Genomic DNA, 12,523 nt, shown 5'->3' with positions numbered 1-12,523 from the left:
TCATGGCAAAGCTCGGCACACTCTATTTAGTTCCCAACACCTTGGGTGATGATGCTCGCACGGAGCAATTACCTTGGGTATTGCCAAGTGAAACGATTGCTTGCACAGCCAAGCTGAAGCATTGGATTGTGGAAGATGCAAAAACTGCGCGCGCATTTTTGAAAGCGGTTGATAGCATCTCACCGCTAGCCTGCAGTATTCAAGAGATACAAATGAGTGAGTGGCGTGGCGCTGCACGTAATGCAAAATATGGTGAGTCAGTAAAACCTGCTGACTTATTAAAACCCTTGATTGCGGGCAATGATATGGGCCTGATGTCCGAAGCTGGAGTGCCGGGCGTTGCTGATCCTGGCGCTGAACTGGTGCTTGCGGCCCACAAATTGGGTGCTCTAGTAAAGCCCTTGGTGGGACCTAGCTCTATCTTGCTGGGCCTCATGGCTAGCGGTCTCAATGGTCAGCGCTTTACTTTTCAGGGTTACTTGCCTCATGACGTTCATGAGCTTAGCGCCAAGCTCAAACAGCTAGAAGTTGAATCTCGAAAATTACAAGAAACGCAAATTTGGATTGAGACGCCCTATCGCAATACGGCCATGCTGATGGCTTGTATCAATTCACTAGCACCACAAACATTACTTTGCCTTGGTGTTGATCTCAGCCTCAAATCTGAAATGATTACAACACTGTCAATTGCAGACTGGCGCAAACGCTATCCCAATGAAGCAGCCTGCGCCGGATTGCAAAATAGGCCAATGGTATTTCTACTATTGGCCTAGATCGATTCAGCTTTTATAAGTTCTGAAGTTTTCTATTTTTATTTAAGATCTGGCGCCTTTACTAAAGCTTTACCAGCAGCGGCACCCGCTTCAGCACCAAAGCGTTTAGCCACACGCTCCGCAAAGTTTTCTTTCATGGTGTAGTCGAGCACATCAGGCGCCTTAAAGATATCGCGCGCTACTGAATCGACAGTACCGTAACCATCTACCAAACCAAGCTTTACTGCCTGCTCACCATTCCAGATACGGCCCGAGAATAGATCTGGTGCGTCTTTTAAACGTGCGCCACGACCTTCTTTCACTACCGCAATAAATTGTTGATGAATCTCATCAATCATCGTTCTGACCATTTGCACTTGCTTTGGATCTTCCTTACTAAAAGGATCAAGCATGCCTTTATTAGAGCCCGAAGTAATCATGCGACGGGTCACACCCAATTTATCCATCAAGCCTGTGAAACCAAAGCCTTCCATAATCACGCCGATGGAGCCAACCAAACTGGCTTTATCTACCAAGATTTGATCTGCAGCCACCGCAACATAGTAGCCGCCTGAAGCACAAATATCCTCGACCACTACGTAGAAGGGCTTGTTTGGATATAGCTTACGTAGGCGATGAATCTCATCATTAATCATGCCTGCTTGCACAGGTGAACCGCCGGGACTATTAATACGCAGTACCACGCCTGCACTGTGCTCATTCTCAAACGCAGATACCAGAGATGAATTGATATCCATCGCATTAGCCAGCGAACTAGATGAGATCTCACCTTCTAGCGTCACCATCGCAGTATGTTTTTCAGTACCCATGCCGCGCCCAGGCAGATGAAAATCAAATACTGAAAGGACGACGCCAATGATGGCCACCAAAGTCAGAATACGAAGTACCGCCTTCCAGCGACGCGCTTTACGAGTCTCTTTTAGATTCTCCAAGAGCAAGTGCTCAAGCGCTTGACGTTCCCAGTTTGGATTTGGATTATTTTCCATCTTGATTCCTCAGTGTTGCCTATTAAATTACAGATTTTGCTTGAGCCATTGTGACAGTTGTGCAACATCATCTACCTGCGCTAACGACTGTGAGGTCTTTAAAGTATCCAAAGGATGAGCACCATAGGTGACTGCTACAGCATCTACTCCAGCGCTAGCAGCCATATCTAAATCATGCGTGGTATCACCAACCATCAACATCCGACGCGTGGGCACTTGAGTGACATCAGAGAGCTCGAGCAACATTCCTGGGTGCGGCTTAGAGAAGGACTCGTCAGCTGTGCGTGTTTCATGAAAGAGGTGCCCAATCTGATGATGCTGAAGGGATCGATCTAATCCAACACGAGATTTACCAGTGGCAACTCCCAGTAGATAGTTATCTGCTCGTAATTCTTCTAAGAGCTCACGAATCCCTACGAATAAATCGAGTTCATGATCTTTTGCTAAATAGTGATAGCGAAAACGATCGGTCAATTTTGGAAAGTGCACCGGCTCGATCCAAGGAACTGCGCGACGTAGTGAGTCATGAATACCTAAACCAATCACTGAACTTGCCAATGTGTCATCGGGTTCCTTAAAACCCAAATCACGACAAGCCTGCTGAATGCAGTGCACGATGGTTGGTGTGGAATCCATGATGGTTCCATCCCAATCCCACACAATCAGGTCATATCGGCGCTCCGACTTATTTTCTTCAGGCATCTTTTTTACTCATTACTTCTGTTCACATTACTGTTCAAAATTCTTCATCATCGCTGCAAACTCTGCCGGTAGAGGCGACTCGACACGCATCTTCTCGCCCGTGCGAGGATGGGTAAAACTAGCTAGGTGGGCATGCAAATAGAGTCTTTTGGATTTGATGAGCTTATCTCGATCTTCAAAGCCATACTTATCGTCACCCAAAATAGCGTGGCCCAACTTCTGCAGATGCACGCGGATTTGATGAGTACGCCCTGTTTTTAACTGAGCCTCAGCCAAAGTAATCGCAGCATCCTCACGCTTCATCGTTTTGCTGACACGTAAAGCAGTGTGACTTGGCAAACCTTCGGGATCAACTCGCACCCGCCGCTCGCCATTTGCTAATAAATATTTATGAAGCGGGTATTTGAGCTGCATCACTTGAGCACCCTGCTGGATTTCACCATGAGCAAGCAAGTAATAACGCTTATCCGTTTGACCTTCGCGAATTTGGCGATGCAACTCTACAAGAGCACTGCGTTTCTTTGCCAAGAGCAACACTCCGGAAGTATCACGATCGAGACGATGCACTAATTCTAGAAATTTCAACTCAGGGCGGGTAATGCGCAAGGTCTCAATCACACCTAAGGCGATGCCAGATCCACCATGAACTGCTAAGCCAGCTGGCTTATCAACTATTAATAGAGCTTCATCCTCAAACAGAATCGGCATTTTGTCGGAATAGCCCTGAGCACGGGATTTGGTCTGGGCGGTATTGACCGCTGCCATTTGGGAGGGCTCAGCAATTCTGACGGGCGGAACTCGAACGACATCACCTTCAATCAGGCGAGTGGTTGGTTCAGCCCGCTTTTTATTCACCCGAACTTCACCCGAACGAATAATGCGGTAAACGTGGCTTTTGGGGACCCCTTTGGCCCAGCGTAGCAAATAGTTGTCCAAACGCTGGCCTGCTTCTTCCGGACCAATCGTCTGCAAATGGACTGCAGCCGGGGGGCGGGTTGGGGCGGGTTTAGGCTTGGATACTGGATCGGATTTCATGATTTATCTCTCTTGCGACCTCGCTCAAGGACGACAAGGGACTCAACAATACCCCATTGTCATTCAACTTGTGCCGTATAATCAACGCTCTAGCCAATTTATTGGCCCGATAAGAACCTGAAGTCAGGTTTAAATCGTGGAGCTTGGAGTCGCCCTTTAAAAGACTCCCGGGGTTGCCCCTCCCCCGTTGTAATGAGGCGCAGGGTTGGTGTGCCGTATGCCGCGACCCGCGATTAGAAGACAGTTTTCAGGCGCGCGCCTGCATTGATGACCTAAAGGAGGTCTCTGCGGCGATCGTCAAGTGTGGCACCAAATTAACCAACAGTTAACTGGGTGAACTAGGCAAAAAGTGCCTAGAGTTGCATGAACCACACTTATATACCGCCTTAGGCTCAGTCCTTTGCGGCATCTAACTTGTCCCCTAACGCAGCGCGCTTACTTCACCCTCCCCCATAGGAGAGTGTTATGAAACGCATGTTATTTAATGCAACTCAACAAGAAGAGTTGCGAGTTGCCATCGTCGATGGTCAAAAACTCATTGATATTGATATCGAAGCTGCCGGTCGCGAACAACGCAAAGGCAATATCTACAAAGGTGTTATTACCCGTATTGAGCCTTCCCTAGAAGCTTGCTTTGTGAACTACGGTGAAGAGCGTCATGGTTTCTTGCCTTTTAAAGAAGTTGCCAGAGCCTATTTCAAAGAAGGTGTTGATGTTCGCAATGCTTCCATTAAGGATGCCCTGCGCGAAGGTCAAGAAATCATTGTTCAGGTAGAAAAAGAAGAGCGCGGCCAAAAAGGCGCAGCCCTCACCTCCTTTATCTCCCTAGCTGGTCGTTATTTGGTATTAATGCCAAATAACCCACGTGGAGGTGGCGTATCCCGCCGCATTGAAGGTGAAGACCGTCAAGAACTCCGTGAAGCGATGTCTCAATTAGAGGTACCTGATGGCATGAGCATCATCGCCCGCACGGCTGGTATTGGTCGCGACGCTACTGAATTGCAGTGGGACTTAAGCTACCTCATGCAGTTGTGGAAAGCGATTGATGAGGCTGCCAAAGGCAACTCAGCTCCATTATTGATTTACCTCGAATCTAGCTTAGTGATTCGCGCAATCCGCGATTACTTCCAACCAGATATCGGCGAGATCCTCATCGATACCGATGACATCTATGAACAAGCTGCTGCTTTCATGTCAGTAGTGATGCCAGACAATTTGCCCCGAGTAAAGCGCTATCAAGACGATGTGCCTTTGTTCTCTCGCTTCCAAATTGAGCATCAAATTGAAACTGCATACTCACGCACTGTGCCATTGCCCTCTGGCGGCGCGATCGTGATTGACCACACTGAAGCTTTAGTTTCCGTGGACGTCAACTCAGCACGTGCTACCCGTGGCTCCGACATTGAAGAGACTGCAACCCGCACTAACTTAGAAGCTGCCGATGAAATCGCTCGTCAAGCCCGTTTACGTGACTTGGGTGGTTTGATCGTGATCGACTTCATTGATATGGAATCAAGCAAAGCTCAAAAAGATGTTGAGAATCGCCTGCGCGATGCTTTGCGTCATGACCGTGCACGCGTTCAAATGGGCAAGATCTCTAAATTTGGTTTGATGGAAATGTCACGCCAACGTTTACGCCCTGCTCTCTCTGAAGGTAGCCATGTCACCTGCCCACGTTGTAATGGCACTGGTCACATCCGCGATACCGAATCATCTGCATTGCAAGTTCTGCGCATCATTCAAGAAGAGGCAATGAAAGAGAACACAGCAGCGATTCATACACAGGTTCCAGTCGAAGTGGCTGCTTTCCTCTTGAATGAAAAACGGGCTGAAGTCATCAAGATTGAAACTCGCTTCAAAGTTAATGTCTTGATGGTTCCGAACAAGCATTTAGAAACACCGCATTACAAGTTAGAGCGTTTGCGTCATGACGATCCTCGTTTAGATGATCAAAAAGCAAGCTACGTGATGGCTGAAGAGGCTGCTCGCGAATTAGAGACTGACACGACAGTGAGCCGCAAGGATGCTGAAGTCAAGGTTCGCCCAGAAGCAGCAGTCAAAGGCATTACACCAACACAACCTGCGCCTATGAGTCAGCCGCGTCCAGCGCGTACTGAAACAGCATCGGCTGAGAGTTCTGGCGGCTTCTTTAGCTTTATCAAGAAACTCTTCTCTTCTTCTCCAGTAACTGAAGAGAAATCAGTGCCAAGTAATAACCGTGGTCGTAATCAAGGTCGCAATGGTAATGGCGGTAATGGTGGCGATCGTAATCGTGTCCGCAATCGTCGTGGCGAACGCAATGATCGCAACGGTGAACGTGCTGAGCGTCCAGTAGCCAATGCTGCTGATGGTGCAGCTACTGAAGGCAATAACAACCGCAACGGCAATCGCAATAATCGCAATGGCAACCGTAATCAAAACGGCCCAAAACCTGAGCGTCAAGCAAACCCGGCTGCAGTAACCCCTGCAACTGAAGCTAGTCCTGGTAGCGAAGCTGCACCAAGCGCTGAAGGTGAAGAGCGTCGTGGTCGTGGTCGCAATCGTCGTGGTCGTGGTCGCGGAAGGAATGAACGTGGTGAACGCGATGAGCGCACTGAGAATAGTGATGTAGTTTCTGTAGCACCATCAGCAAGTCCATTCAGTGGGCCTCCTGTAGGCATGGCTGGTGCATCCGCATCTATGCCGATTCAGAATCTTGCCAATAGTTTCGGTAATGCAAAGCCCGCTGCGGAAAAACAAGAAAGAGCTGAGAGAGCGCCACGCCCTCCACGTCAATCAAATCGTCCAGCTCAAAACACAGCTACTACTCCAGCTGCAGCACCGGTTGCAATGGTGGCGGCAGTTTCTACTGTTGAGGTGATTGCTAAACCTGTACCAGAGCTTCCTAAAGTTGCTTTCCAGGCACTTGAAGAAACTCCTTTGCACAGCGTGGTGGAATCTGCCGGCATGATTTGGGTGGGTACTGATTCCTCTAAGCATGCTGAAGCACAAAACCAGATTCAGGCAGAACCCGTTGCGGATAACTTAGGCAGAACACCTAAACCAGCCGCAACCCTGCCCGATGGCCCCATGGTCTTAGTTGAAACCGGTGGCCAAGAAAAAACGGTTTAAGACTTACTAAAACTTTTTCTCCAGACTGCCTCGTATCCCAAAAGGATATTGGGCGGTTTGGCAGAAACCCCGTTTCACAGCCATAATTCAGCATATGGTTGAAAAAGCAATCCCCGCAACGTCCAAAGTCATTCCTATTCGCATTGATGAAGGCAAAGGCCTGACGCCCTCTATTGGCGGGGAATTACTGGCGCCCCATGATCGCACTCAAGATACTCGTGGCCGTGCTTTGCGTGATCTACGCATCTCTGTCACTGATCGCTGTAACTTCCGCTGCACGTATTGCATGCCAAAGGAAGTGTTCGATCAACACTATCCTTACTTAGCGCATCAAGAGTTATTAAGCTTTGAAGAAATTACGCGCCTCACTACTATTTTCTCAACTCTTGGAGTTGAGAAAATTCGCTTGACTGGCGGTGAGCCATTGTTGCGCAAGAATTTAGAAGTACTCATTGAGATGTTGGCAGCCGTGCGTACTCCTGCGGGCAAGCCTTTAGATCTCACTCTCACAACAAACGGCAGCATCCTGCGTAAGAAGGCTGCAGTTCTCAAAGTCGCTGGACTACAAAGACTGACGGTAAGTCTTGATGGCTTGGATGACACGATCTTTAAAAAGATGAACGATGTTGATTTTCCAGTGGCTGATGTGTTGGATGGCATTAACGCCGCACAAGAAGCTGGCTTTGAGAACATTAAAGTCAATATGGTTGTGAAAAAGGGAACGAATGATCATGAGATCGTTGCCATGGCCAAACACTTCAAAGGTAGCGGCATCATTCTGCGCTTTATTGAATTTATGGATGTGGGCAGCTCTAATGGATGGAATATGGCCGAAGTGCTTCCCTCTAAAGAAGTGATCGCTCGTATTCATGAAGTATTTCCTCTGGAAGCTATTGAGGCGAATTACACCGGAGAAGTTGCGCAGCGCTGGCGTTATGCCGATGGCTCTGGTGAGATCGGTGTGATCTCTAGTGTGACGCAAACCTTCTGTCATGAATGCACTCGTGCCCGTATCTCTACCGATGGCCAAATGTATCTTTGTCTTTTTGCCAATGAAGGATTTGATTTCAAAACCTTATTACGTTCTGGAAAAAGTGATTTAGAAATCGCCAATGCCATTATGAATACCTGGTCTGCGCGTGATGATCATTACTCCGAAATTCGGGGCTCGCATACCGCCAAGCTATCGACTGGTAATCGCAAAGTCGAAATGTCTTATATCGGTGGCTAATGATTCTGACAGAACACATTACTGGACTGATTCTGGCGGGTGGCCGTGCTCAGCGCATGGGGGGCATCGATAAAGGTCTGATTCCTTTTCATCAAAAGCCTATGATTGAAGCGACGCTCACCAGACTCAAGCCACAAGTGGGCTCAATGCTGATTAATGCCAATCGAAATATCACCAAATACGCTGGCTATGGCTACCCCGTCATCATGGATGAAACGCCTAATTTCTCAGGGCCTTTGGCAGGTTTCTCGGTTGGATTGAAGGCTTGCACAACACCTTATCTCATGACTAGCCCATGTGATTCACCGCTACTGCCAACTGATCTCGCTGCAAAACTTGCTACTGAATTAGAGCGGGGTGACTATCAATTGGTCTATGCCTCTAGTCAAGAGGCAGATGGCAAAGTCTGGGCGCAGCCTGTTTTCTGCCTGATGCGTACTGACTTACTAGATTCATTAGATTCTTTTCTACAGAAAGGTGATCTCAAGATTGATCGCTGGTTTAAAGAATTAAAAAGTAGCACTGTGATTTTTGACGATGCCCGAGCATTTGCCAATATCAACACACCGGAAGAATTGCAATCCTTAGAAGCAGCGTCTGCATGAAGCACTCACCCAATAGCCCTATTTTGCTAACTTCATCACTGCACGTTGATGAGGCACGCAAGGCTATCGCTGATTTAGTTAGCGAGCTGCTTCAAGAATCTCAAACCATGCATCATCCTGCTGACATCGAAACGGTTTCACTAGACCACGCGATTAATCGGATTCTTGCAGAAGATTTACTATCGCCAATCGATGTACCCGCCGCAGATAACTCTGCAATGGATGGTTATGCATTTAATGGCCAATGTCTGAAAACAAACGCTGATGAAATTAGCTTGCGTGTTGCAGGAACAGCCTTAGCAGGCAAGCCCTATGAGGGTGAGATTCAAGCTGGCGAATGTCTCAAGATCATGACTGGCGCGGTGATGCCTGCTGCTTGTGACACCGTGATACCCCAAGAGTTCACCGCCACTAATCATGAATCTATTAGTTTCAAATCAGATCAACTCAAGGCAGGCGAGAACCGTCGCTTACGCGGAGAAGATTTACAAAAAGGTAAAGCGGCTATTACTGCTGGTCGATTATTGCGCCCCTCCGATTTAGGTTTAGCAGCATCGCTGGGTATTGCCACCCTTAAAGTACGACGCAAATTAAAGGTGGCTATTTTGTCTTCAGGTGACGAGCTACGCTCCTTAGGGGAGTCTCTCACTGCCGGCAGCATTTATGACAGCAATCGCTACAGTCTGACCGGTTTACTTAATCGCCTAGATCTAGAGATCGTCGACTGTGGCATTGTGCGCGATGATCCAGCATCGCTCAAGCAAGCTTTCATTGAGGCAGCTGCCAAGGCGGATGTATTGATTTCTTCTGGTGGCGTATCCGTTGGTGAGGCAGACTTTACTAAACAAATTATGCAAGAGTTGGGAGACGTTGGTTTCTGGAAAATTGCGATGCGCCCTGGTCGTCCCATGGCTTTCGGAATCCTCAAGCCCATTCCTGGAACATCTAGCGCCCGCAAGACCCTCTTCTTTGGTCTTCCAGGCAACCCAGTGGCGGTGATGGTGACCTTCTATCAATTTGTCCGAAGCGCCCTCTTGCAACTCAATGGCGCCAGTCAAACTGAACCGCCACTAGTGCAAGCCGTGACTGAAACAGCCATTCGTAAGAAACCCGGTCGCACAGAATTTCAACGCGCCATCTTGGGGCGCAATGCTGAAGGCAAACCCAGTGTGAGGCTGACGGGCAGCCAAGGGGCAGGAATTTTGCGCTCCATGAGTGAGGCAAACTGCTTTGTCATCCTTGGTCACGACCAAGGAAATATTGCTGCGGGTGACTGGGTTGATATAGCGCTTTTCGATGGACTGCTTTAAGATTGCGTCATCATGAAACTAACCAAAAAAGAACTTGTCTTCCTAGATCCAACTCATACCGCTAAAACTTTGGTCTTAGTTTACTTATGCTTCTCTGTGCCCATCGTCTTATTAGCTTTATTTGTAGCCTTCATTCGTGATGGCGCGATTCCTGGATTTACCGTGCTATCTGCCTTGATTCTCAATGCACTTCTTGGATTTGGTTTACTGTGGATTGCCTGCAAAGTCTACAACTGGGTGGCTGGAAAATTTGGCGGTATTGAATTAGCTTTGCGCGATCTTCCAGAAGAGGTTGACGCAGAGTAATTGAGGCCAGCATACTCAAATAAAAAGCCGAGAATTTCTCGGCTTTTTTACTTTCTACTTATTGCTCTTTAAGAACATCTTTCCTAGCTACCCTTTAAAAGCCTCGGTATTAATTAGGCTAGGTGGTTTCTTACCAGCGAGTGCTGCACGCAAATTCTCAACCGCCAAATCGATCATTGCTCTACGCGTTTTTTCAGTCGCACTCGCAATGTGCGGGGCTAACACTACGTTACTTAATTTCAATAACTCAGGATTGACCTTCGGCTCACCTTCGAATACATCTAAGCCGGCAGCAAAAATCTTTTTGTCTTTAAGTGCTTGAGCTAAAGCCATATCATCCACAATTCCACCCCGAGCAATATTGACAAGGGTTGCCGTAGGTTTCATGAGTGCAATTTCTTTCGCACCGATAGTGTGATGATTCTCTGGCGTGTAAGGTAAAACCAAAACAACGTGATCGGCAGTACACAGTAATTCCTCTTTAGATACATAGCTCGCGCCGCAGGCTTTTTCGTCAACCTCAGATAAACGATTGCGATTGTGATAGATGACCTTCATCCCAAAACCGAGTGCGCGCTTGGCAATCCCCTGACCAATTCGGCCCATTCCAATAATGCCGATCGTGCTGTGATGCAAATCCATACCCAAAGGGTTATGCACAATCGACCATTTATCCCAATAGCCTCCGCGCACCCAATGTTCAGATTCAGTAATCCGTCTGGCGGTTGCCATCAATAAGGCAAAACCAAAATCAGCAGTGGTATCGGTCAACACATCGGGCGTATTAGTAGCCATTACACCAGCCGCAGTAATTGCCGGCACATCAAAATTGTTATAGCCAACGGAGATATTGGCAACGATCTTCAAATTTTTAGCGTGAGCCAAAGCCGCAGCATCAATACGCTCACTTCCAGTCACTAATGCACCAGCAACACTCTCGAGTTCTTTCTGGAGCTCTTCTGGCGTGAGTACTTGATCTGCCTGGTTGGAGCGAACCTCAAAGGATTCCTCTAACTTTGCCAGTAAATCCGGAAATATTGCTCTCGCTACCAAAACTTTTGGTTTATTGCTCATGAATACCCTTTTATTAATCGATCAATTGCTTTTTGCATCAGCGGTAGTTTACCTAGGGTAGTGCCATGACCCTCGCAATCTCAGCTCAGGGTTTTATTATTGCAATGCACAATAAAAACCCTGAGCAACAAGGGGAAACCCTCAACCCCCTAGCTAGCGAATTCGATTAATCTTAGTAAGATTTTGTTTTACTCAGCCGTAATTTATTAAAAGCAACAACCATAGGAGATACAGATGTCTGAAACAACCAACAACAGCCCACGTCGTAAGTTCTTAAAGAACGCAGCCGTTGGCAGTGCCGGCGCAGCTGCAATGGCTTTCCCAATGATTTCTTCTGCGCAAACTGTGAACTTGCGCTTTCAATCTACCTGGCCAGCAAAAGATATTTTCCATGAGTACGCCAATGACTACGCTACTAAAGTGAATGCAATGTCAGGTGGTCGCCTCAAAATTGAAGTGCTACCAGCTGGTTCAGTAGTAAAGGCCTTCGATATGTTGGACGCTGTATCTAGTGGAACACTGGATGGCGGCCATGGCGTTTTGGCTTACTGGTACGGCAAAAGCCCAGCACTAGCACTATGGGGATCTGGTCCTGCTTTTGGTATGGATGCCAATACATTGCTATCTTGGAACCAATATGGTGGTGGTCAGCAATTGCTCAATGAGATCTATAGCGACCTTAAGCTCGACGTCGTTTCCTTCCCTTATGGTCCAATGCCAACTCAGCCATTAGGCTGGTTTAAAAAGCCAATCGCTAAAACGGATGATTTGAAGGGCTTGAAATACCGTACTGTTGGCTTGTCGATTGAGATCTTCACCGATATGGGTGCATCAGTTCAGGCCTTGCCTGGCGGCGAGATTATTCCAGCGATGGATCGCGGCGTTCTCGATGCAGCTGAGTTTAATAACGCGTCTTCAGACCGTATCCTCGGCTTCCCAGACGTATCTAAGATCAACATGCTCCAAAGCTTCCACCAATCTTCAGAGCAATTTGAAATTATCTTCAATAAGAAGAAATTCAACTCCTTGCCTGCTGATCTTCAAGCCATCCTTACCTATGGCACTCAGGCAGCTTCTGCTGATATGTCCTGGAAAGCAATCGATCGCTATTCCAAAGACTTCGCTGAGCTACAAACCAAAGACAAAGTGAAGTTCTACGCTACGCCGAAGTCTATTTTGGTGGCCCAGTTGAATGCTTGGGACAAGATTATTGCGAAAAAGGCTGCTGAACTCCCAATGTTCAAGAAGGTACTAGATTCACAAAAAGCCTTTGCCCAACGCGCAGTTCGCTGGGATTTGCTTGTAAACGTTGATATGAAGATCGCCTACGACCATTACTTCAAGGCTTAATTTGCCTTTATAATAGCGTTTTAAGAGTATCTGACCGGAC

The 12,523-nt window shown here is 47.6% G+C and carries 11 protein-coding genes; 7 read left to right on the top strand and 4 right to left on the bottom strand.

From position 1 onward, the window contains the following. Positions 1–2 precede the first annotated feature (2 nt). Positions 3–773 carry an SAM-dependent methyltransferase gene (locus AOC29_RS02110; RefSeq protein WP_215296412.1) on the top strand — a complete coding sequence of 257 codons (771 nt, stop codon included), beginning with the start codon at positions 3–5 and terminating at the stop codon, positions 771–773. Positions 774–811: 38 nt separating this feature from the next. Here AOC29_RS02110 and sppA read toward each other — a convergent pair whose 3' ends face one another. Genes sppA through AOC29_RS02095 form a run of 3 tightly spaced genes read right to left on the bottom strand, consistent with a single transcriptional unit; the run spans position 812 to position 3,496 of the window. Beyond that, a complete protein-coding gene (gene sppA, locus AOC29_RS02105) occupies positions 812–1,759 on the bottom strand; it encodes a signal peptide peptidase SppA (RefSeq protein ID WP_215296411.1) in 948 nt (315 codons plus the stop codon). A 27-nt stretch (positions 1,760–1,786) separates the two neighbouring features. Next, positions 1,787–2,461: an HAD-IA family hydrolase gene (locus AOC29_RS02100; RefSeq protein ID WP_215296410.1), complete on the bottom strand. Its 675-nt coding sequence runs from the start codon at positions 2,459–2,461 to the stop codon at positions 1,787–1,789. A 27-nt stretch (positions 2,462–2,488) separates the two neighbouring features. Next, on the bottom strand, positions 2,489–3,496 hold the full coding sequence (locus AOC29_RS02095) for an RluA family pseudouridine synthase (RefSeq protein ID WP_215296409.1): 1,008 nt from the start codon (positions 3,494–3,496) through the stop codon (positions 2,489–2,491). Positions 3,497–3,961: 465 nt separating this feature from the next. Between AOC29_RS02095 and AOC29_RS02090 the strand changes: the two genes are divergently transcribed. The 5 genes from AOC29_RS02090 (at position 3,962) to AOC29_RS02070 (ending at position 10,059) form a co-directional block, all read left to right on the top strand. Continuing rightward, positions 3,962–6,607, top strand: a complete 2,646-nt coding sequence (locus AOC29_RS02090; RefSeq protein WP_215296408.1) for an Rne/Rng family ribonuclease — start codon at positions 3,962–3,964, stop codon at positions 6,605–6,607. A 94-nt stretch (positions 6,608–6,701) separates the two neighbouring features. After that, positions 6,702–7,838 (top strand): GTP 3',8-cyclase MoaA, encoded by a 1,137-nt coding sequence (moaA, locus tag AOC29_RS02085; RefSeq protein ID WP_215296407.1) that lies wholly within the window; start codon positions 6,702–6,704, stop codon positions 7,836–7,838. Further along, entirely contained in the window at positions 7,838–8,443 is a 606-nt protein-coding gene (gene mobA, locus AOC29_RS02080) for a molybdenum cofactor guanylyltransferase MobA (RefSeq protein WP_215296406.1), read from the top strand. Before moaA ends, mobA begins: the two co-directional genes overlap by 1 nt. After that, complete coding sequence (gene glp, locus AOC29_RS02075; RefSeq protein ID WP_215296405.1) at positions 8,440–9,753, top strand: gephyrin-like molybdotransferase Glp; 1,314 nt, start codon at positions 8,440–8,442, stop codon at positions 9,751–9,753. The genes mobA and glp overlap by 4 nt, the downstream gene beginning before the upstream one ends. A gap of 12 nt (positions 9,754–9,765) precedes the next feature. After that, positions 9,766–10,059 carry a hypothetical protein gene (locus AOC29_RS02070; protein WP_215296404.1) on the top strand — a complete coding sequence of 98 codons (294 nt, stop codon included), beginning with the start codon at positions 9,766–9,768 and terminating at the stop codon, positions 10,057–10,059. Between the two features lie 87 nt (positions 10,060–10,146). Here AOC29_RS02070 and AOC29_RS02065 read toward each other — a convergent pair whose 3' ends face one another. Beyond that, complete coding sequence (locus AOC29_RS02065; protein WP_215296403.1) at positions 10,147–11,133, bottom strand: D-glycerate dehydrogenase; 987 nt, start codon at positions 11,131–11,133, stop codon at positions 10,147–10,149. A 234-nt stretch (positions 11,134–11,367) separates the two neighbouring features. Between AOC29_RS02065 and AOC29_RS02060 the strand changes: the two genes are divergently transcribed. Beyond that, entirely contained in the window at positions 11,368–12,483 is a 1,116-nt protein-coding gene (locus tag AOC29_RS02060; RefSeq protein ID WP_215296402.1) for a TRAP transporter substrate-binding protein, read from the top strand. The last annotated feature ends 40 nt before the right edge of the window (positions 12,484–12,523 follow it).

The organism is Polynucleobacter sp. JS-JIR-5-A7 (genome assembly GCF_018687935.1).
Lineage (GTDB): Bacteria > Pseudomonadota > Gammaproteobacteria > Burkholderiales > Burkholderiaceae > Polynucleobacter.
Note: the sequence above shows the minus strand (reverse complement) of the source record. Positions and strands in the feature narration are given on the sequence as shown.

Bases quoted from the DNA above. Each gene is read 5' to 3' on its own strand.
- moaA (WP_215296407.1), top strand. From the start codon at position 6,702: ATGGTTGAAAAAGCAATCCCCGCAACGTCCAAAGTCATTCCTATTCGC.
- AOC29_RS02060 (WP_215296402.1), top strand. From the start codon at position 11,368: ATGTCTGAAACAACCAACAACAGCCCACGTCGTAAGTTCTTAAAGAAC.
- glp (WP_215296405.1), top strand. From the start codon at position 8,440: ATGAAGCACTCACCCAATAGCCCTATTTTGCTAACTTCATCACTGCAC.
- AOC29_RS02070 (WP_215296404.1), top strand. From the start codon at position 9,766: ATGAAACTAACCAAAAAAGAACTTGTCTTCCTAGATCCAACTCATACC.
- AOC29_RS02065 (WP_215296403.1), bottom strand. From the start codon at position 11,133: ATGAGCAATAAACCAAAAGTTTTGGTAGCGAGAGCAATATTTCCGGAT.
- AOC29_RS02100 (WP_215296410.1), bottom strand. From the start codon at position 2,461: ATGCCTGAAGAAAATAAGTCGGAGCGCCGATATGACCTGATTGTGTGG.
- sppA (WP_215296411.1), bottom strand. From the start codon at position 1,759: ATGGAAAATAATCCAAATCCAAACTGGGAACGTCAAGCGCTTGAGCAC.
- mobA (WP_215296406.1), top strand. From the start codon at position 7,838: ATGATTCTGACAGAACACATTACTGGACTGATTCTGGCGGGTGGCCGT.
- AOC29_RS02090 (WP_215296408.1), top strand. From the start codon at position 3,962: ATGAAACGCATGTTATTTAATGCAACTCAACAAGAAGAGTTGCGAGTT.
- AOC29_RS02095 (WP_215296409.1), bottom strand. From the start codon at position 3,496: ATGAAATCCGATCCAGTATCCAAGCCTAAACCCGCCCCAACCCGCCCC.
- AOC29_RS02110 (WP_215296412.1), top strand. From the start codon at position 3: ATGGCAAAGCTCGGCACACTCTATTTAGTTCCCAACACCTTGGGTGAT.